The following is a 19,701-nucleotide window of genomic DNA, read 5'->3' as shown; positions in this document are numbered from 1 at the left end:
CCATGCAGGGCAAATGCGGACTCTTCTTCACCTCCTATCGGGCCGAGGCCCAGGTCTTTCCGTCCGGGTTCCAGAAAAGCATGGTCGGCCTGTTCCTGGCGATACTGTGCGCGGCTCCGTTCGTCCTGAACACCCACCTGACCTCCATTGTCAACCTGGTCTTCATCTCGGTCATCGGCGCGGTGTCGCTCAACCTCCTGACCGGGGTGTGCGGCCAGATATCCCTGGGACACGGCGCGTTCCTGGGCGTGGGGGCCTATGCCGCCGGGCAATGTTCGGTTCACGGCGTGCCCTTTCCCCTGGCCATCCTCACCGGCGGGCTGGTGACGGCCCTGGTGGGCATGGTCTTCGGCGTGCCTTCCCTCAGGCTCAAGGGCATCTATCTGGCCATCGCCACCCTGGCCGCCCAACTGGTCCTTGAATATGTCTTCCTGCACGGGGGCGCGCTCACCGGCGGGTCCAACGGCCTGCTCCTGAAGCCTCCGTCCATCCTCGGGTTCGCCTTCGACTCCGAGATCCGCATGTATTTCCTGCTCCTTGCCTTTGCCGCCGGAGCCCTGCTCATGGTTACCAACATAATGCGGAGCAAGTATGGCCGGGCTTTCGTGTCCATCCGCGATTTCCATCTGTCCGCCGAGATCGTGGGCGTGAACCTGTTCCGGTACAAACTCGTGGCCTTCGGGGTCAGTTCGTTCCTGGCGGGCGTGGCGGGCGGCCTGTGGGGCCATTATACGGGGTACATCTCGGCGGAGCAGTTCAACATCGGCCTGTCCATTTCCTACCTGGCCATGATTATCATCGGCGGGCTGGGGTCGGTCCTCGGGTCGGTCTTCGGAGCCGTGTTCATCGTGCTCCTGCCCGAGGTCCTGAACGCGCTGGCCAACACCCTGGCCGGGTTCTGGCCCGGTATAGCCCTGCACGTGGTCGCCATGCGCGAAGGGGTCTTCGGCCTGGTACTCATCCTTTTTCTCATTTTCGAGCCGGAAGGGCTGGCCCATCGCTGGCGGCTGATAAAGGCGTACTGGAAACTTTATCCGTTCGCCCATTAGGGAGGCGGTCGCAATCCCGCCGTCCGGCGGGTGGACATAGGCGGCGTTCCCGATACGGAACGCACAACTTCAACCTCAAGGAGATCTGCATGAGGGTTGGAAAAATCATAACCGCGGTCTGCACCCTGCTTTTGGCCGGGCTGGTGCTTACGGGCTGCGGAGGCGGGGAGGAAAAACCGGCTGCAACTTCCGAAAAGAAGGCCGAGCCCATCCGCGTCGGCGGGCTCGTCGATCTGTCCGGGCCCACTTCGTCCGTGGGCGCGCCCTACGCCGAGGGGCTCAAGGGCGGGGTCGAGTATGTCAACGGGCTGGGCGGCGTCAACGGCCGTCCCATCGTCTTCGACCTCCAGGATACCGCCTACAAGGTGCAGCAGGGCCTTTCCCTGTACAAGAAGATGGTCAACACCGATCACGTGGTCTGCATTCAGGGATACGGCTCGGCCGTGACCGAGGCCCTGGTTCCCACCCTGGCCAAGGACAAGGTGCCGAACCTGTCCGCCTCCTATTCGGCCCATCTGACCGATCCGAAGGTGGCTCCGTACAACTTCTTCAGCGCCGCCGACTATTCAACCCAGTGCCGGGCGGCCATCAAGTACTTCAAGGATGGCTGGACCGAGTCGCGCGCCCCGCGCATCGCCTTCATCTACCCCGACCACCCCTACGGGCTGGCCCCCATCAAGGGCGGCAAGGAGTACGCCAAGGAGCTGGGTTTCGAGATCGTGGGCGAGGCAAACGTGGCGCTCAACGCCATCGACGCCACGACGGAGCTGCTGCCGCTCAAGGACGCGGCCCCGGACTACTGCTGGATCGGGGGCACCACCCCGTCCACCTCGGTCATTCTCAAGTCGGCCAAGAACATCGGCATGAACACGACCTTCTTCATCAACATATGGGGGTGTGACGAGAACCTGTCCAAGCTGGCGGGCGCGGATGCCGACGGCGTCTATTCCAACCAGGCCGCCGCAGTGTACGGGCAGGACGTGCCGGGCATGAAGGCGATCATGGAGATCACCGGCAACCAGCCGCAGATGACGCACTACACGCGCGGCTTTGTTTCGGCGCTGGTCATGGCCGAGGGCATGAAGCGGGCCCTGGCCAACGGCGAGCTGACCGGCGAGTCCCTCAAGACCGCCCTGGAGACCCTGCGGGACTTCGATCCCATGGGGCTGGCCCCGCTCATCTCCTACTTTCCCGACGACCATCGCCCGAACATGGCCGTGTTCCTTTACACCGTCAAAGACGGGAAGCTGACCTTCGTGAAGGAGCAGATTCTCGAACGGAGGGAGGACTGGCTGGGACATTGATCCGGAAGGAAAGGCCGGGGGCTGACCGCATGACAGGTTCTTCCCCCGGCCCATCGGAATCTTCCGGGCGTTACGCCCGGAGGGAAAGAAAATTTTGATGGAGAGCCCGGAGGCAACGTGAGCGACATACTCAAAGTCGAGAATCTGGAAGTGGTCTACAACGACGTGGTGCTGGTCCTGAAGGGGTTGTCCCTGGCTTGCCCGGAAGGGAAGATCACCGCGCTGCTCGGCGCGAACGGGGCGGGCAAGTCCACGACGCTGAAGGCGATCTCCGGCCTGTTGCAGTGCGAGGACGGCGAGGTCACGGACGGCGCGGTGACCTACCGGGGCGAGCCCGTTCAGGGGCTGCCGCCGGAGCGGATCGTGCGCAAGGGGATTTTCCAGGTCATGGAGGGCCGCCGCATTTTCGAGGACCTGACCGTGGAGGAGAACCTGCGCTGCGGGGCGTTCACCCGGCCCAAGACGGAGACGGCCGACTCTCTGGCCCTGGTGTACGAGTATTTTCCGAGGCTCAAGGAGCGGCGCAGACAACTCGCGGGCTACATGTCCGGCGGCGAGCAGCAGATGTGCGCCATCGGCCGGGCGGTCATGGCCAAGCCCAGACTGCTGCTGCTCGACGAACCGTCCCTGGGGCTGGCCCCGCTCCTGGTGGAGGAGATTTTCGACATAATCCGGCGGTTCAACCGGAAGGAGGGCGTGGCCATCCTGCTGGTGGAGCAGAATGCGCGCGCCGCTCTTTCCGTGGCCGAGACCGCCTACATCATGGAGAACGGCCGGGTGGTCATGGACGGCACGGCCCGGGAGTTCCTCGACAACCCGGACGTTCAGGAATTCTATCTCGGCATGGGGTGTTCCGGGGACAGGAAAAGCTATCGGGACGTGAAGCATTACCGCAGGCGGAAGCGTTGGCTTGGATGACGGCGTGGCCTTTCCCGGCGCGGCCGTGTCGAGAGAGGTGGCGAAAAAACGTCATCTGACGTAGAGTTACGAGGCACGAATGTCGGGCAGGCCCCTTCGCGGAAGGCGGAGCGCAACAAGATCAGCAAGGTGGGGCCGGGGGATACGTCCGTACGGGGAGTTCGTCCGGCCGCCGGAGGCATTCATCCATGTACTACACCGAATATGAGACGGAACCGCGCGAGAAGCGGATGAAGCGCAAGTGGAAAGGCGTGCGGGAAGTGCTGGCGGCGGCGGAGCGGTCGTCGGGCGAGTTTCAGGCCAGATTGAGTGAGATGGGCGCGTCCGCCCGGGACTTCAAGGGTTGGGAGGATTTCGGGAAAATCCCGCCCCTGCGCAAGAAGGACATTGTCGAGTGGCAGCGGGAACACGGCATAGGCTGGTTTCTGAGCGTCCGTCCGGGTGAGCTGTCGCGCATCTATCAGTCGCCCGGTCCCATCTTCGACCCAGAGGGGCGCGAACCGGACTACTGGGCATGGTCCGAGGGGTTCTTCGCCGCTGGATTCCGTCCGGGCGACATCGCCCAGATGACTTTTTCCTACCACATGACTCCGGCCGGGCTGATGCTGGAGGAGCCGCTTCGGGACATCGGTTGCGCCGTGATTCCGGCCGGGCCGGGCAACACGGAGAAGCAGATCGAGTTTTTGACCAGCCTCCCTGTAACGGCGTTTGTGGGCATGACCAGCTACCTGAAGGTCATCGGCGAAAAGGCCATGGCCGCCGGGCTGGACCCGCAGCAGGATTTCCATTTGGAAAAGGCATATGTCGCGGCGGAGCCCCTGCCCGAATCCCTGCGTGCCGAGGTGGAGGAGATGTTCGGCATTACCGTCCGACAGGGATACGGCACGGCCGACGTGGGCTGCATCGCCTACGAGTGCCGGGAGCTGGGCGGAATGCACCTGTCCAACTACCGGCATGTGGAAATATGCGACCCGGCCACCGGGCTGCCTGTGCCGGACGGTGAGGTGGGCGAGGTCGTGGTCACGCCGTTCTTCACCGATTATCCGCTGGTCCGCCTGGCCACGGGCGACCTGTCATCCATGGATTTGAGCGAATGCGCCTGCGGCCGAACGGCCAGAAAGCTTACCGGATGGAAAGGGCGGGCCGACGATACGGCCAAGGTCAAGGGACAGTTCATCTACCCGGGGCAAGCCTCCACGGTCTTTTCCGGATATCCGTCCATTTCCGGCTGGCAGATCAGAGTAAAGCGTGTTATGGACATGGACGTACTCGTGGTTGTGGCCGAAACGGCGCAGCCTTTCGATACGGAAAGTTTCGAGGCCGACTTCCAGGCTACAATGAAATTGCGACCAGTCGTCGAGACCTGCGCCCCCGGCTCCCTGCCGGACGACGCTCCCCGTCTCGTCGATGAAAGAACTTTCGATTAAACCCGGCTGTCAGGGCCGGGATTGCGGTCCTAATCGAAGTGGGCGGTGCCATGCGAGCACCGCCCTTTTTCTTTGTCCGCAAGGGCCTGCCGGACAGCTCTCCGCGCCGGGATTGCCTCGGCCTGCCGCTTGATTCGGACGCGCCGGGAACCTCCCTTTTATTTCCCTCATTCAAATCGCTTGCTCATGGAGAGTAGTGCGCGTCCTCGCTGGTACGGCGTCATGCCGTTAGCCTTTCTCCGGCCGGATTGGGGCGCGAGAACGTGGCGCGGCCGTCCACAGCTCCAAAAGGTTTTTGGCCTGGCCGGAACCGTCGTCTTTGCTTTTTGAAAGTAGGAAAATAATTTCGGACAAAGTTACTTTTTAGAAAAAATAATTAGTCCGATTTTATCTTGTGAAAAAATGTCGATCCATTGAGGTGGAAGAGCGGACCTTCGCTGTCCAATGAGAGAGGCGACATCGTGGCGGAAATCTTCGGGCGGAAAGGCTGGGAGCGGGTAGGCGGTTGAGGCCGGGCGCGAGAAAAAGCACGGGCCGCCGCGCATGTCAAATGCGCGGCAGCCCGTGTTTGTTGCAACAGGCTGGAGGGTCGGGAGCTAGCAGCCGCAGGAGCCGGTGCCGCAGGAAGAGCAGCCGCAGCCTCCGCCGCCGATCTGGTTCTCGGAGGAGACGGTGAAACCATAGGGGGTCATGTCGATGGACACTGCGCCCGAGGCTTCGGCCAGTTCCTCATTGATGAGGAAGGTCAGGTCTCCCTGCTCCACGGATTTGTCGCCCTCGCGCAGTTCGTCCAGAGCCAGGGACAGGCGCGGGCCGGAGCAGCCGCCGTCGGCCAGATGCACACGGATGGGCTGCACGTCCTTGTCCTCGAAATATTTATTCAGTTCGTTCTGAGCGGATTCGGTGACTGTAATCATTTTCTTGATCTCCTGGGTGGGGTTAGTTTTGAAGAGAATAAGTCCCATCTATTCGATGTAAAGAAAAAAACGATAAGTCGTGGTTGTTGTCGGCTCAACCAATTGGAATTCCGTTCTAAAAAAATGTTGTCCACAACTGTCGGCGGCCGGTTCGCCGCGTTTTGCCGCGTGGTTGGTCGCAGGGCGCAAAAAAGCCCGGGCCGATGCGTACGGGGTACGCTTCGGCCCGGGGAATGGGATCAACGCAATGGATGCGTCGTGCCGAAGGCTAGCAGCCGCAGCCGCCGGAGCCGGCCGAGGAGCAGGAACTCGAAGAGGAGCAACTGCAACTGGAGCCGTCGCTCACGGAGTTCTCGGACTCGACGACGAATCCGTAATAGGTCATATCGATTTTGATGTTGCCGGTCTGGGCCAGCAGGTCCTTTTCCACGAGGAAGGTGAATCCACCGGCCTCGGACACGTCGTCCTTATCGTTAGGCTCATCCAGAGCCAGGGTCAGGCGCGGGCCAGCTCAGCCACCGGCCGCGAGGTATACGCGGATCGGGGACGCTTCCTTGTCCTGGAAGTAGCCTTCAAGCTGCTTCTGAGCAGCTTCAGTGACTTCGATCATTATAATGCCTCCTAATTTGGGTCGGGAAATGAACAGGTAAGATCAATAGTACTCTTTGTCAAATCGAAAGTGTCCATGGACGCCGGGCGGAGTTGACCGGCCAAGGGGTATGGGCTACTTTTCTACGCTCCTTCAACCGCTAGCCATGCGAGGCCGAGATGATGAAAGACTGCGGCACCATATTGTCCGATAAGGAAATGAGCCGAACCCTGGAACGGCTGGCCGTCGAGATCTACGAGCGCCGGGGCGAGGACGAGACCCTGGCCATCCTGGGCATTCAGCGCCGGGGCGCGGACCTGGCCGAGCGGCTGAAACTGCTGCTGGACGAGCGGCTGAACCGCAAGATTCCCCTGGGCAAGCTCGACATCAATCTTTACCGGGACGACTGGACCACCAACCTGGAGCTGGCTCCGACCATCAACTGCTCGGAGATCGGCTTTGAAGTGGAGGGGGCGTCCATCGTGCTGGTGGACGACGTGCTTTATTCCGGCCGCACGGTGCGCGCCGCGTTGGAGGCCATCCTCGACTACGGCCGTCCCAAGCGGGTTGAGCTGCTGGTCCTGGTGGACCGGGGGCATCGCGAGCTGCCCATCCAGGCGGACTACGTGGGCAAGAAGCTGGACACCCTGGGCAACGAGCATGTCAACGTCCTGGTCACCGAGCGTGACGGCGAGGACCGGGTCTGCCTGGTTCGGAGCGAATAGGCATGGCCTTCACCCCCATCACGCGCGACCTGGTTCCGCAACCGTGCATCACCCTGGTGGGCATGGCCGGAGCGGGCAAGTCAACCTTGGGCGGAATCCTGGCCGGGCGGCTCGACTGGCGCCAGCTCGACACGGACCGCTACATGGAGTCCTATTACGGCCTGACCTTGCAAGGGATCATGGACACATACGGGCTTGAAGACTTTCTGCGCATTGAGGAAAAACTGGTCTCGGAGCTGAACCTGGCCCGCACGGTCATATCCACGGGCGGCTCGGTCATCTACGGCCCCGAGGCGGTCAGGCGGCTCAAGGAGCTCGGGCCCGTGGTCCTGCTCGACATCGACGAGGCCACTTTTATCGAGCGCGTGGGGAACGGCGAGAACCGGGGGCTGGCCATCGGCCCCGGCAAGACCATGCGCGATCTCTATCATGAGCGGCTGCCGTTGTACCGCAAGGCCGCAGACCTGACCATCCGCACGGACCAATGCGCTCCCGAGGAGTGCGTGGACCTGATCCTTCAACACATCGACATCGAATGAACAAGCTGACTCCCAAGGCCGCTTTTCGCAAGCTGGCCGCCATATATGACAAGATGGTCGCCCGATACGACGAGACGGCCCGGCCCATCGGCATGGCCTGCGACGGCTGCGACGACAACTGTTGCCTGTCCTTTTTCCAGCACCACACCTATGTGGAGTGGGCCTACATGTGGGAAGGGCTGAACAAGCTCCCGGCCGACCGGCTCGAAGAGGTCAAGGCCCGCGCGCAGGACTACGTGGACCAGGCCCAGGCGGCCCTGGCCCGGGGCGAACGGCCGCACATCATGTGCCCCCTGAACATCGACGAGAAGCAGGGCATCTGCGGTCTGTACGAGCATCGGCTGATGATCTGCCGGATGCACGGCGTGCCCAACCTGCTCACCCGCCACACGGGCCAGGAAGTTCGCTTCCCCGGTTGTCACCGCTGCCAGGAATTGACCAAGGACATGGAAGAGGTCCCGTTCGTGGACCGCACTCCCATGTACCGCGATCTGGTCATGCTGGAGATGCAGTTCGTGGGCAAGAATCTGCGGAGCCTTCCCAAGGTGGACCACACCATCGCGGAGATGATCGTCATCGGGCCGCCAAGACTGAAGTGATTTTCCGAATGGAAAAAACAAGGCCGCCGGAGATGTCTTCGGCGGCTTTTTTTATGACTGATCGCGGATCAGACGAATAGGGGAAAGCCTGCCCGCGCGTAGGAGAACTGGCCCGCCTGGAGCAGGGCTATCTCGTTCTCGCGGGCGGATATCTGCATGTTCTTTTCATCGTCGGGCAGGGCGGAATTCCATATGCGGGAGATTTCTGCCCGGACCGTGCTGATGCGCTGCTCCATGCCCCGCAGGACATAGGCTCCGCTTCGAACGGGCTCGATGGCCGCTTTACGGAAGGCGCAGATCGCCTCCTCCGAGATGTCCACGACGTCGCCGGGCCACGTTAGGGCCTGGTCCTGTCCTTCCGCTTCGGGCCGCTGCTCGAAAATCGAGCCGCCTTCCAATTGTGCGATATCCGTTTCGATGTACATGACCTTCCTCCGTGAGGGTCGCGTATACCTCCTATCGGATAGCGATTAAGAAAACTTAATAATCAATCTCCCGCGCCAAAGGCGAAAACCGCGGATGCAGAAGGACGAACCCTTGTCCGGCGGAAGCGAAATGAACGGGTATTGTTGCGAAGGGGGCGTCAACTTGGGCTTTCCGCCCCTTGCAGAAAGCCGATGAAGTCGGTCACGCCGTTTTGCCGGGCGCAGACGTAGCGGGCCGTCCAGGCGGCAATGGTCATCCGCTGGCCGTAAATCGAATACTCCCGGTTCGGCCCGGCGAAATCCCATCCGAAAAAGGCTGCTGCCGAGGGATGGATGGGCTGTTCCAGTTCCGGGAAGGGGGCGCCCAGCGCCGCCAGCGCGGTCTCGTCCGGTCCGGGCAGGCCGAGTTCGCGCAGTATGCCGCGCGCGGCGTGGTCCATGAGCAGGCGGCCGGGGTGGTTGACCGTGTTGAAAAGCTGCTCGCGGCCGTGCCGCTCCTCAATGATGCGTGTGTATTTGATCGGAGTGCGGGCTTCGCGTTCCCTTTCGCGCCGCAGGGTTTCGGCAAGAATCTCCGGCAGGTCGAACTTCGCGGACAGATCGGCGTGTTGATAGACAAGGACGGCTTCATCGGCCGACAGCCCGGCGTCGATGTATTCGTCGAGCAGCTCGCAACGGAAGTCGAACCCCGCGCGGCCGGTCCAGGTGGGCCAGTATCCCTTGAAAAACATGTTCGGGATACACAAGGTCCGAGCCTGCTTCGGCAGCATGGCGGCGAGCCGTTCGGAGGCCAGCTCGCCCCAGTCCGGGCCGAGGTGCTGATACAGGAACAGGGCGCAGCGGGTAAGGTCTTGTTGCGGAACCGGCTCGCGCACGTAGTTGGTGAACAGGCGGCATTCGTACCGCTCGCGGAATTCCGGGCAGCATTCAAGGCGCGCCGCCAGCGGTTCGCCCTGGCAGTTGGCGTGGATGATGCAGATTTCCCGGGTCATGGTTTTTCTTATGTGTTTGAATAATTACTGAATCTTTCCATACGGATAGCATGGGGCAGGCGTTTCCGCAACGAGCTTTGTCTGTTTACAGCTTCCCGGTGGGCGGTGTATGGCTCTCGGAATCAAAATTTATCATGATTAAGGAATAGATAATGGAAGCAGCTTTCAAGCGGATATTGGACGGAATAGCTCCTGTGGACCGGAGCATCGAAGCCGAAGGACAGGCTCATCTCGACAACCTGACCAAGCCCGTGGGCAGTCTCGGGCGACTGGAAGCCCTGGCACTGCAACTCTATCTCATTCAGGGCGGACAGCCGCCCCAGTCCGACCCCATGCGGGTCTACACCGTGGCCGGGGACCATGGGGTCAACGCCGAGGGCGTCTCCCCCTATCCCCAGGAGGTCACCCGTCAGATGGTTCTCAACTTCCTGGCCGACGGCGCGGGCATCAACGTCCTGGCCAAGACCGTGGGCGCCGAGCTTTTCGTGGTGGATGCGGGCTGCTGCGGCGGTCCTTTCGACGATCATCCGGCCCTGATCCAGGCCAAGGTCGCGCCCGGCACCGCCAACCTGGCCGACGGTCCGGCAATGACTCGCGAGCAGTGTCTCCAGGCCCTTCTCCTGGGCGTATCCCTGGCCGATCGCGCTCATGAGGACGGCGTCCGCGTGCTCGGTACCGGCGACATGGGCATTTCCAACACCACTCCGTCGACGGCCCTTTACGCGGCCTTTCTCGGTCTCGATCCCGCAGGGCTCACCGGCCCGGGCGCGGGACTGGCCCCTGAGGTCATCCCGGCCAAGACCGCCGTTATCCGCCGTGGTCTCGAAGCCAACAGCCAGGCCATCCAGTCCGGCGACCCGGTGGACATTCTCGCGGCCCTGGGCGGTTACGAGATAGCCGCCCTGGCCGGTCTCATCCTGGGCGGGGCCAAGAACCACCAGCTTGTCTGCGTGGACGGCTTCATCTCCACCGCCGCCTATCTTTCCGCCTGGAAAATCCATTCCGCGGTCAAGGATTACTGCCTGCTCAGCCACGCCTCGGCCGAGCCCGGCTACTCCGCAGTGATCGAGGCCCTGGATGTCGACCCCTATCTCCATCTCGGTTTTCGACTGGGAGAAGGCACCGGCGCGGCCTGCGCAATGTTCCTTGTTCGCGCCGCCGCCAATATCTTCAATCAGATGGCGACGTTCGCTTCGGCGGGCGTGTCGGAAAGCCGGTAGGAAAGTCTTTATCGGCGCGGGGAAGGAAGCGGCTTGTGCCCGGACGGGCGGAGAGACGTTGAACGATACATAAAAAAGTAGGGCCGGTCAGGATTTCCTGACCGGCCCTACTTTGTGGACAAGTGGCGCACTATGCATCCCCCAAGTCTGTTGAAACGGCTTGGACGATGTCGCCCCGAGTGTTGTAGGTGCCTGTGGACTCGACCTTGACGAGTTCGCGGGCCACTTCTGGATTCTCCAGCACTTCGCGCTGGAGGCGAACCTTGCGGATGGACTTCATCTGTTCGGCCATGTTGGGGCCCAAGGCTTCAAAACCGGCAATTTCCATGATTCGTACCTCCTTCCATGGAGTGTTGAACATATTCCTTGCCGTTTTTATCGGAGAATATTTGGAAACCTTTAGGGCCTTGATCGGGCCGCGGGGCTGGCGTTCCCCCAACAACTTGATACCTTTTATCTTCTTCATATAAAGAAATGTATATGACGCGGCGCGGGCCGCGTCGCAGACTACTTTGTTTCCCGGGCGTAGACTTCGTCGAGGATGGCCTTGCCGCCTGCTTCGAGGACTCGTCCGGCCAAAATCATGCCCATGTCCCAGGCGTGCCGCACATTTCCCTCGACTACTCGGCGGATGGGAGTGGAGCCGTCCACTTCGGCCACGTAGCCGGTCAGCCGCAACGTGTCGCCTTCGATCTCGGACCAGGCCGCGATGGGCACCTGGCAGCCGCCGTCCAGTCCGGTCAGGAAGCCGCGTTCGGCCAGGACCTGATAGCGGGTGGGGGCGTGATCCAGGAAGGCGAGCATACCGCGCACTTCGGCGTCGTCGGAGCGGAACTCTATGCCGAGCGCGCCCTGGGCCACGGCGGGCAGAAACTCGGGCGGGCTCAGTATCTCCTGCTTGGGTGCGGACATGTTCAGCCGCTTGAGTCCGGCGGTGGCCAGGACGATGGCGTCGTATTCGCCGTTCAGGAGCTTGTTCAGCCGGGTATCCAGGTTGCCGCGCAGGGTCTCGATCCGGAGGTCCGGACGCAGGGCGCAGAGCTGGGACTGGCGGCGCAGGCTTGAGGTGCCGACCTTGGCTCCCTCGGGCAGCCCTTTGAGGCCGTCGTATTTGACCGAGAGCAGGGAATCGGTGGCTTCCTCGCGTTCGGGGATGATGCCGACCTCAAGGCCGTCGGGCAGCTCGGTGGGCACGTCCTTCATGGAATGCACGGCCAACTGGGCACGGCCGTCCAGCAGGGCCTCCTCGATCTCCTTGACGAACAGTCCCTTGCCGCCGACCTTGGCCAGCGGCACATCCAGAATCTTGTCGCCCTTGGTCTTGATCTTGAGCAGGTCGACGGACAGGCCGGGATGTTCGGCTTCGAGCAGGTCCTTGATATGATTGGCCTGCCACAGGGCCAGGGCGGAGCCGCGCGTGGCGATGGTGAGCTTTTTCATGCAGATTCCTCTGGTATGACTTCCACCATGGGAAGATGGCATTCGGAGATTAGCCGCAACTGGAACAGTTGCCGCCGGAACAGCCCGCGCAGCCGGAAGAGGGCGCACTGGATTTGGCGGGGGCACTGTCGCCGCCCGCGTCCGGACTGAATCCGCCGACCTTGGACCGGACGGCGCTCATGAGCTTGCCGGTGTCGGTGGACTGGCATTTGGGGCATGTGGGGCATTCGTCGCGGTCGAAAACGAGTTCCTCGAATTCGTTGCCGCACGCGTTGCATTTGTATTCGAATATGGGCATGGCGTGCTCCGAAACGGTGTTGTGATGGGCCGGGAACTCCCGGCAGAGGGTTTCCATAGCTGAAAAGAACCGGGCTGGCAACGTCGCCGCCCGGCAGGAGCTTAAGGTAAGTCCGTTGCGCGCTGTGTCTACCCCCCTATGTCCGAATCGGGGCTTTACACCGCGCTTCGGCCCCGGCTAACATGAGGGGCAAAAGGTCGGCGGGCGCGTCCGCCCGGCTCAAGCCGCAGAGGGACCATGAAAGACGAATTCTTTGCGTTGCATCTCGATACCGGGAATGGTGAGGCCGGGACCACCCGTCCGTCCGGACAGGCATATCTGGCGGAGGGCGCGGTCCGTTGCGTTTTTTCCGTCCGCACGGCCGTGAAGATGGGCATGGGCGCAAACAGCCGCTCCCACGAGAGCCTGACCTTCCGTTTCGTGGAGCAGATCGGCGAGGACGAGTTCGCCGTCCGGTTGCTCAGCAACCGTCGCCTGCCCATGGGCGAGGCCGAATTGATTTCCCTGGACGAGCTTGCCGGGAACCATTCTCCCGAGTTGGCCTTTTTCGAGGAACGGGTCGTCCCGGCCATGCTTGAGCGCGGCACGCCCGAGGATGTCCGGTCCGCCGCCATCGACAGGCGGGTTTTCAGCGGCCTCTTTGGCCTGGGGCTGCTTTACCTGGAACAGGGCGAGCCCGGCCGCGCCGCCGTGTTGTTCGCCGATCTGGCCGGGATCAAGGCCGATTTCGCAGGCAAGGACCAGTTCCTGTTCAACGAATGCGGCATCGGCCTGCGCAAGTGCGGTCTGTACGGCGAGGCCATTTCCTTCTTTATCCGCGCTCTGGACTATGCGCCGGAAGACGAGAATCTCCTCTATAATCTGGGGCGCGCCCATTACGAGAACGGCGACTGGACCCGCTCGCTGGACTACCTCATCCAGTCCAACAAGTTCAATCCCGGTCTTGGGCCGACCAACAGCCTGCTCGGGTTGATGGTCCGGCTGGAGACGGACGAGCGACTGGCCGATCGCTACGGCAAGCCGCCGGTGCCGCCCGCCGTGGCCGCCCGCGCCCGCCAAATCCTGGCCGCCGGTTCCGGCAGGCTCAAGCTCGACGATACCCTGATGGTCAATCCCGTGGAGCCCGGACGCGCCCGGTCCGGCGGCGTGGGACATGTCGAGTTCAAGCGTCGGGGCGGGAAATAGTCTCGGTCCCGATCTCCGTTCCATCCTTTTTGCGCTAAAGTCCTTTGCCCGCCAGGCCGATAAGATTCGGGAATACGGGGTGGAAAGGCTGTTCGGCGTTGCCGGACCTTTTTCACGCAATGCGCCTGGTGACTGCGGGAGCCCACCGGATGGCGCAGGGGAAATGCCGTGCCCTCGGCTGTCGTCGCCGGTTCGCGTTCGGGGAAAGCGCGGATCGGGCAGGCTTGAATAGGGCATGGCCGTCCCCCTGCGGAAGGGTGACCCATGATGACGGATGCGTCAGTTTCTCTAGACGGCAGAAGCCTCGCCAGTAGTGCCCCGCAACGGGGGCTTGGCCCGGTTCGCTGTGTTTTCTCCACCGATGACTCCCACGATTCCGGAAAGACAACCGCACAAGGCAGGCGAGGGCGGGTCCGCTACTGGTTCGTTTGCCAGGACGGTGAGGACGGCTACGTCGTGCGCGGTCTGGATGATGCGTTCCTGCCCTTTGGCGAGGAGTCGGTCATCACCGCCGACGAGTTGATTGTCCGATACACCCCGGAAGTGGCCGTGTTCGAGAACAGGATGCTCCCTTCGGTTCGGCGCAATGGCTACCGGCCTGCCGAGACCTGTCGGGTGGCGGATGATTCGCTTCTCCCGCCCGCCGTGGACGAGGCCAACGTGCGCGGCCTGTTCGAGCTGGCCCGGGAACTCCTCCTCGCGAGGCGCACGGCCAAGGGGCGCGTGTTCCTCGGCGAGCTGCTGCGGGTCAGAACCCCGTTCCCCGGCAAGGACCAGCATCTCTTCAACGAGTTCGGCATCGCTCTGCGCAAGATAGGCTTTCTCGACGGCGCGGCGATCTGCTACCGCCGGGCGCTCAAGTATGCGGAGAAGGACGACCATCTTTATTACAACCTGGCCCGCGTGTATTACGAGCAGGGCCAGTGGTGGGATTGCATGACCACCCTTGGGCGTTGTTTCGAGTTCAATCCGGACCTTCCGCTCGCCCGCGACCTCGCGGCCCTCATACACGCGCTGGCGGACAATCCCGGCCTGCGGAGGCGTTACGGCAAGCCGCCTGTGCCGGAAGGCGTGGCCCGCCGCGCCGCATTGCTCTGCGACATCCTTCCCGGTCCCGACACTTTTGTCCGCGCGCGGATCGGAGCCGGCCACTCGGGAAAACTGTCCGAGTCGGCCGCGCCCTCCCTTGACCAGCGGCGCGACCGGGGATTGTCCCTGCCGGGCCGCGATGCGGTGGGCATGTAGTCAGGGCCCATGTCCAGCCCGCGACGCTGAAGATGTAGCCTCTGCCGCGCGTCGGTCCGATGGATGCGAAAGGCATGAGGGAAATCCAAAAGGAAAAGGGGACCGCAGTATACTGCGGTCCCCTTTGGTTTCGATATGATCGTTCCGGTTTACTCGGCCTTGGCGAGGGGCCAGACCTCGTCCACCTTTTCGATGGTCTTGATGGAGATTCTTTTGCGCAGCTCGTCCGGAATCTCGGCCAGGTCCTTTTTGTTCTGGGCCGGGATGAGGACCTTCTTCATGCCGCGTGACACGGCGGCGAGGATCTTTTCCTTGATGCCGCCAACGGGCAGGACTCGGCCGCGCAGGGATATTTCGCCGGTCATGGCCAGGTCCGGGCAGATCGGGGTGTCGGTCAGGGCGGAGATGAGCGCGGTGACCAGAGTGACGCCTGCGGACGGGCCGTCCTTGGGCGTGGCTCCCGCCGGGACGTGCACGTGGATGTCCCGGTTCTCGGCGAAGGCCGGGTCGATGCCGTAGAGGTCGGCTCTGGCGCGGGCGATGGACAGGGCGGCCTGGGCCGATTCCTTCATCACGTCGCCGAGCTTGCCGGTCAGGATCAGCTTGCCCTTGCCCGGCATGGTGGTCACCTCGATGTGCAGTATCTCGCCGCCCACCGGAGTCCAGGCGAGGCCCACGGCCACGCCCGGCGGCAGGGTGGGTTCCTTCTCGTCGTCGAGGAAGCGCGGCGGACCGAGGAGCTTGTAAAGGTTGTTCGCCGTGATCTTGAACGGCCCCTTTTCGCCTTCGGCCTTTTTCCGGGCCATTTTGCGGCTCAGGGTACCGATTTCGCGCTCCACGTTGCGAAGCCCGGCCTCGCGGGTGTACTCGCGGATGACCTTGGCCACGAGCTTGTCGGAGATGATGAGTTCTCCCTCGTCGAGGCCGTTTTCCTTGATCTGGCGGGGAATGATGTAGCGTCGGGTGATGACGGTTTTTTCCTGCTCGGTGTAGCCCGGGATGCGGATGACCTCCATGCGGTCCATGAGCGGGCCGGGGATGGAGTCGAGCATGTTGGCCGTGCACACGAACATGACCTTGGACAGATCGAAGGGCACGTTCAGGTAGTGGTCGGTGAACGTGTTGTTCTGTTCGGGGTCAAGGACTTCGAGCAGGGCCGAGGACGGGTCGCCACGGAAATCGGAGCCGAGCTTGTCGATCTCGTCGAGCATGATTACCGGGTTGCGCGTGCCGCACTGCTTGATCGCCTGGATGATGCGTCCGGGCATGGCGCCGATGTAGGTCCGCCGATGACCGCGAATTTCGGCCTCGTCGCGCATTCCGCCCAGGGACATGCGGTGGAACTTGCGTCCCAGCGAACGGGCGATGGAGCGGCCGAGCGAGGTTTTGCCCACGCCCGGAGGGCCGACGAAACAGAGGATCGGGCCCTTCATCTTGGGGTTGAGCTTGCGCACGCTCAAGTATTCGAGGATGCGCTCCTTGACCTTTTCCAGATCATAGTGGTCGGCGTTGAGAATTTCTTCCGCCTTCTTGATGTCCAGCCGGTCGCGGGAGAGCTTTTTCCACGGCAGGTCGATCATCCAGTCGAGGTAGGTGCGGATAACCGTCGCCTCGCTCGATTCGGCGTGCATGGTTTCCAGCCGCCTGAGCTGCTTGAAGGCTTCCTTCATGACGTCCTTGGGCATTCCCGAGGCCGCCAGCCCCTTGCGCAGTTCCTCCATCTCCTCGGATTCGTCGCCCTCGTCGCCGAGTTCGCGCTTGATGGCCTTGATCTGCTCGCGCAGGTAAAAGTCGCGCTGGGCCTTGTCCATGCCCTCTTTGGCCATGGTCTGGATCTTGTTCTGCATGGAGGCCACCTCGACCTCCTTGAGCAGTTGTTCGTTGACCAGTTCCAATCGCTTGAGGGGGTCGACGCATTCCAGAATCTTCTGGGCGGCTTCCACCTTCATGCGCAGGTTGGAGGCGATGAGGTCGGCCAGCCTGCCGGGGTCGGACACGCTGTTGAGCACGGACATGATGTCCGCGCTGGAGATGCCCCGCAGGGAAAGGATGCGTTCGGACTGCTCGCGAGAGGAGCGGACAAGGGCCTCCTGCTCGGCGTTCAGCGTCCCAGCCTCGGGCTCGACGATCGGGGTCAGCTCGGCGATGTGGTACGGGTCGTTGGAGGTGAACCGTTTCAGTTTGGCGCGGGCCAGCCCCTGGACCAGGACCTTGAGGCGGCCGTCGGGCATCTTGAGCATACGCATAATCATGCCCACGGTGCCTGTGGCGTAGAGGTCGTCCGGGCCGGGGTCCTCAACGCTTTCGTCCTTCTGGGTCAGGATAAGGATGTAACGGTCGCCGGCCAGTGCCGCGTCGACGGCCTGAACGGATTTCTCGCGGCCCACGAAGAGCGGCAGGATCATGTAGTTGAAGACCACGATGTCGCGCACGGCGAGCACGGGCAGGACCTGGGGGATGTCGGCCGGGTTGTGGCCGGGAACGTCCTCGCCATCGCTGAACATGGACGCGCCCGGGGCATTGGTCAGCGCCTCGATGATCTCGGGGATGTCCTCGCCGGTCTTTTCGGGTTTGCCGGGCTTCGGCGTCTTATCAATGTCGACATCCGGCTTTCTGCGCTTGATGCGCGACGGGCGGATGGGGGATTTTTTCTTTTTCTGGCTCAAATGCGTATCCTCTGATTTGTGTGCAAACAGACGGTGTTTGACTACATATATCGTCAGATCGCGTTGGCAAGTCCATTATTATGGTAAATTCGCGATTCTTGCCTTGTTTGGTTCGTTTATGGGAAATGCAGCCGTCACGACCCGTGATGCGGCGATAAAATACAGGAAGAGAGGTGGGATGGAGCGGGGATGAAGGCCGTGAAGAGTCAGCGGCGCACGGAAAAGCCCGTCAGGGCCGTTTCCACCGGGGCGCGTCGGGAGTCGATGGTGGTGACGCGGGCGAGCGGCGGCCCCTGTCGGAGGCGTTCCTCGAACCTGTCGAGCTGTTCGGGCGTGCCTTGGGCGAGGACCTCCACGGAACCGTCGGGCAGGTTGCGCACCCAGCCTGCGACGCCGAAGTCGCGCGCTGTTTCGCGCGTCCATCCCCGGAACCAGACCCCCTGGACCTTTCCCCGGACGATGGCGGCCAGTTCCTGCATCTAGAGCCTCCCGAATTCGTTGAAGCTGTAATAGTCGTGGTCGGTGACGATGATATGGTCGCGAACGGCGATATCCAGGCTGGCGCAGGCTTCGGCCACCTTGGTGGTGAGGATTATGTCCTCGGCGGACGGGTTGCTGCCCCCGCCGGGGTGGTTGTGGACGAGGATGATGTTGGTGGCTTCGACGCGCAGGGCGGCCGCAGCGATCTCGCGCGGGAACACGGCCGTGGCGTTGGTAGTGCCTTTGCTCATCGGCTCCCAGGCGATGATCCGGTTCTTGGTGTCCATGAAGACCGCCCAGAATTCCTCGATCTCCTTGTTCCCGAGCCGTGCCATGGCGGCCCTGGCCAGGGCCGCGGGGTCGGTCACGGACCGGCCGCGCCGTGCGTCGGCCTCGCCCAGCCTGGCGTGCAGTTCCTGGAAAAGCGCCCACTGTGTCCGAACGGCGGGTCCGAGGCCCTTGATCCCTTCGAGTTGGTCGGGACGCACCATGACCGCTTCCTTCAGGGAGCCGAAGCGCTCTATGAGTTCCTTGGCGATGGGCTTGGTGTCGCGTCGGGGCAGGCTCATGGCAAGGAACAGTTCAAGGACCTCGTAGTCGGCCAGGCCGCGCGGGTTGTCGGTCAGCCTGGCCTTGAGCCGCTGGCGGTGGCCTGCGTAGTGGGGGGCGTCCTTGGGCATCTCAGTAGCGTCCGGCCCGGGTCTTGGGCTGGAAAAGATCGATCAGCCCGGCCATGAGCATGTCCAGGGCCTCTTCGTATTTGCGCTCGCCGGTTTTGAGCGAGAGCTCCGCTTCCATGGCCAGGTCGATCATGCGGGCCACTCCGGCCGCGCCGAGACGTTTGGCCAGAGGAGCCTTTTTCTTGAGCATGAACGGGCTGCCCGCGGCCTTGCCGCCGTGAGCCAGGAGCCAGTACATGCGCGCCTGGCTGGCCAGAAACCCGATGAGGTTGAAAAGCATCTGGTCCTTCGCGGACTTGGAGTGGTCGTCGATGACTCTTTTCCAGATCGAGGCCTCGGCCCCGGGCTGGCCAAGGGCGTCCATGAGGTCGAAGAAGGGCATCTCGCCGGTGCGGGCCACCAGGGAGACATGATCCTTGCGGACAATCTTTTCAGCGCCCGCGGCCAGCTCGATCTTGTCCAGCTCCAAGCGCGAGGCCACGGCGTCCGTGGGCAGGGCCATGGCAAGGGCCTGTCCCGCGCCCGGCTCGAAGGTCAGTCCGCACTTGGCGGCCCAAGCCTTGACAAAGCCGGTCATGGAGCGTTGGTCCAGTCCCGGGGATTCCCAGACCCAGCCCGCGTCCCGGGCCTTTTTGTAAAGGGATCGCCGGGACAGCGCCGGAGGAACAGGGGGCTTTTTGCCTTTCCATTCGCCTTCGAGACAGAAAAACGGGTAGATGTCCTGGCCGAGTCCTCTGACGGAAGCGTCGAGCTTGTCCCACTGGTCGGCCTTGAGGGCATGGGCGCGGCGAACCACCAGGGCCTTGGGCTGGGGAAAGAGCGACTTGATGGTCAGGTCCGTCCAGAACGCCTGGGGCAAGGGGTCCTCGTCGTCGCCCCAGAAGGGTTTGATTTCCCAGCCGTCCTGGCCGGACGACTTCAGACGCTCATCCACCTGAGTTTTGATGAGCTGCGGGTCGGGGCAGATGAGAAAAATATATCTGGGCCGGTTCGCCATGGTCCG

Annotated in this window: 21 protein-coding genes; 10 read left to right on the top strand and 11 right to left on the bottom strand. The window is 62.6% G+C overall.

All coding sequences use genetic code 11. From position 1 onward, the window contains the following. The first annotated feature begins 2 nt into the window (after positions 1–2). The 4 genes from LF599_RS15470 to LF599_RS15455 all read left to right on the top strand — a co-directional run bounded on the left by LF599_RS15470 (position 3) and on the right by LF599_RS15455 (position 4,698). On the top strand, positions 3–1,049 hold the full coding sequence (locus LF599_RS15470) for a branched-chain amino acid ABC transporter permease (RefSeq protein ID WP_269942951.1): 1,047 nt from the start codon (positions 3–5) through the stop codon (positions 1,047–1,049). Between the two features lie 89 nt (positions 1,050–1,138). After that, complete coding sequence (locus LF599_RS15465; protein ID WP_279521410.1) at positions 1,139–2,353, top strand: ABC transporter substrate-binding protein; 1,215 nt, start codon at positions 1,139–1,141, stop codon at positions 2,351–2,353. Between the two features lie 117 nt (positions 2,354–2,470). After that, entirely contained in the window at positions 2,471–3,271 is an 801-nt protein-coding gene (locus LF599_RS15460) for an ABC transporter ATP-binding protein (RefSeq protein WP_269942950.1), read from the top strand. Between the two features lie 188 nt (positions 3,272–3,459). Continuing rightward, a complete protein-coding gene (locus LF599_RS15455) occupies positions 3,460–4,698 on the top strand; it encodes a phenylacetate--CoA ligase family protein (RefSeq protein ID WP_279521408.1) in 1,239 nt (412 codons plus the stop codon). Between the two features lie 596 nt (positions 4,699–5,294). Here the strand turns inward: LF599_RS15455 and LF599_RS15450 are convergent. Continuing rightward, positions 5,295–5,615, bottom strand: a complete 321-nt coding sequence (locus LF599_RS15450; protein ID WP_279521407.1) for an IscA/HesB family protein — start codon at positions 5,613–5,615, stop codon at positions 5,295–5,297. Between the two features lie 268 nt (positions 5,616–5,883). Further along, complete coding sequence (locus LF599_RS15445; RefSeq protein ID WP_279521406.1) at positions 5,884–6,225, bottom strand: IscA/HesB family protein; 342 nt, start codon at positions 6,223–6,225, stop codon at positions 5,884–5,886. A gap of 161 nt (positions 6,226–6,386) precedes the next feature. On the opposite strand from LF599_RS15445, the gene pyrR reads away from it, so the two are divergent. From pyrR to LF599_RS15430, 3 genes are read left to right on the top strand one after another with little or no spacing between them, the layout of a single operon-like run. After that, entirely contained in the window at positions 6,387–6,929 is a 543-nt protein-coding gene (gene pyrR / locus LF599_RS15440; protein ID WP_279523113.1) for a bifunctional pyr operon transcriptional regulator/uracil phosphoribosyltransferase PyrR, read from the top strand. Between the two features lie 2 nt (positions 6,930–6,931). Further along, a complete protein-coding gene (gene thrB, locus LF599_RS15435; protein WP_279521405.1) occupies positions 6,932–7,468 on the top strand; it encodes a homoserine kinase in 537 nt (178 codons plus the stop codon). After that, the gene (locus LF599_RS15430) at positions 7,465–8,067 is read left to right on the top strand and encodes a hypothetical protein (protein WP_279521404.1); all 603 of its coding nucleotides are present in this window, start codon (positions 7,465–7,467) and stop codon (positions 8,065–8,067) included. Before thrB ends, LF599_RS15430 begins: the two co-directional genes overlap by 4 nt. A gap of 68 nt (positions 8,068–8,135) precedes the next feature. Here the strand turns inward: LF599_RS15430 and LF599_RS15425 are convergent, their stop codons facing one another. Next, positions 8,136–8,492 carry a hypothetical protein gene (locus tag LF599_RS15425; protein ID WP_279521403.1) on the bottom strand — a complete coding sequence of 119 codons (357 nt, stop codon included), beginning with the start codon at positions 8,490–8,492 and terminating at the stop codon, positions 8,136–8,138. Positions 8,493–8,650: 158 nt separating this feature from the next. Beyond that, positions 8,651–9,484, bottom strand: coding sequence for a WcbI family polysaccharide biosynthesis putative acetyltransferase (locus LF599_RS15420; protein ID WP_269942944.1), 834 nt, complete (start codon positions 9,482–9,484; stop codon positions 8,651–8,653). Positions 9,485–9,636: 152 nt separating this feature from the next. On the opposite strand from LF599_RS15420, the gene cobT reads away from it, so the two are divergent. Then, entirely contained in the window at positions 9,637–10,704 is a 1,068-nt protein-coding gene (gene cobT, locus LF599_RS15415) for a nicotinate-nucleotide--dimethylbenzimidazole phosphoribosyltransferase (protein ID WP_279521402.1), read from the top strand. 130 nt (positions 10,705–10,834) lie between these two features. Here cobT and LF599_RS15410 read toward each other — a convergent pair whose 3' ends face one another. The 3 genes from LF599_RS15410 to LF599_RS15400 all read right to left on the bottom strand — a co-directional run bounded on the left by LF599_RS15410 (position 10,835) and on the right by LF599_RS15400 (position 12,442). Further along, positions 10,835–11,032: a hypothetical protein gene (locus tag LF599_RS15410; protein WP_269942943.1), complete on the bottom strand. Its 198-nt coding sequence runs from the start codon at positions 11,030–11,032 to the stop codon at positions 10,835–10,837. A gap of 179 nt (positions 11,033–11,211) precedes the next feature. After that, complete coding sequence (gene hemC / locus LF599_RS15405) at positions 11,212–12,144, bottom strand: hydroxymethylbilane synthase (RefSeq protein ID WP_269942942.1); 933 nt, start codon at positions 12,142–12,144, stop codon at positions 11,212–11,214. Positions 12,145–12,193: 49 nt separating this feature from the next. Next, a complete protein-coding gene (locus LF599_RS15400) occupies positions 12,194–12,442 on the bottom strand; it encodes an FmdB family zinc ribbon protein (protein WP_279521401.1) in 249 nt (82 codons plus the stop codon). 237 nt (positions 12,443–12,679) lie between these two features. On the opposite strand from LF599_RS15400, the gene LF599_RS15395 reads away from it, so the two are divergent. Both LF599_RS15395 and LF599_RS15390 read left to right on the top strand, forming a co-directional pair. After that, a complete protein-coding gene (locus LF599_RS15395) occupies positions 12,680–13,627 on the top strand; it encodes a tetratricopeptide repeat protein (RefSeq protein ID WP_279521400.1) in 948 nt (315 codons plus the stop codon). 264 nt (positions 13,628–13,891) lie between these two features. Next, positions 13,892–14,872, top strand: coding sequence for a tetratricopeptide repeat protein (locus LF599_RS15390; RefSeq protein WP_279521399.1), 981 nt, complete (start codon positions 13,892–13,894; stop codon positions 14,870–14,872). Between the two features lie 149 nt (positions 14,873–15,021). Here LF599_RS15390 and lon read toward each other — a convergent pair whose 3' ends face one another. The 4 genes from lon to LF599_RS15370 all read right to left on the bottom strand — a co-directional run bounded on the left by lon (position 15,022) and on the right by LF599_RS15370 (position 19,695). After that, complete coding sequence (gene lon / locus LF599_RS15385; protein ID WP_279521398.1) at positions 15,022–17,538, bottom strand: endopeptidase La; 2,517 nt, start codon at positions 17,536–17,538, stop codon at positions 15,022–15,024. A 206-nt stretch (positions 17,539–17,744) separates the two neighbouring features. After that, positions 17,745–18,017 (bottom strand): acylphosphatase, encoded by a 273-nt coding sequence (locus tag LF599_RS15380; RefSeq protein WP_279521397.1) that lies wholly within the window; start codon positions 18,015–18,017, stop codon positions 17,745–17,747. Then, positions 18,018–18,698, bottom strand: coding sequence for a RadC family protein (gene radC / locus LF599_RS15375; protein ID WP_269943013.1), 681 nt, complete (start codon positions 18,696–18,698; stop codon positions 18,018–18,020). Position 18,699: 1 nt separating this feature from the next. Next, on the bottom strand, positions 18,700–19,695 hold the full coding sequence (locus LF599_RS15370) for a DNA polymerase III subunit delta (protein WP_279521396.1): 996 nt from the start codon (positions 19,693–19,695) through the stop codon (positions 18,700–18,702). Between the last annotated feature and the right edge of the window lie 6 nt (positions 19,696–19,701).

The sequence above is a fragment of the Pseudodesulfovibrio thermohalotolerans genome, from assembly GCF_021353295.2.
Classification (GTDB): Bacteria; Desulfobacterota; Desulfovibrionia; order Desulfovibrionales; family Desulfovibrionaceae; genus Pseudodesulfovibrio; species Pseudodesulfovibrio thermohalotolerans.
Note: the sequence above shows the minus strand (reverse complement) of the source record. Positions and strands in the feature narration are given on the sequence as shown.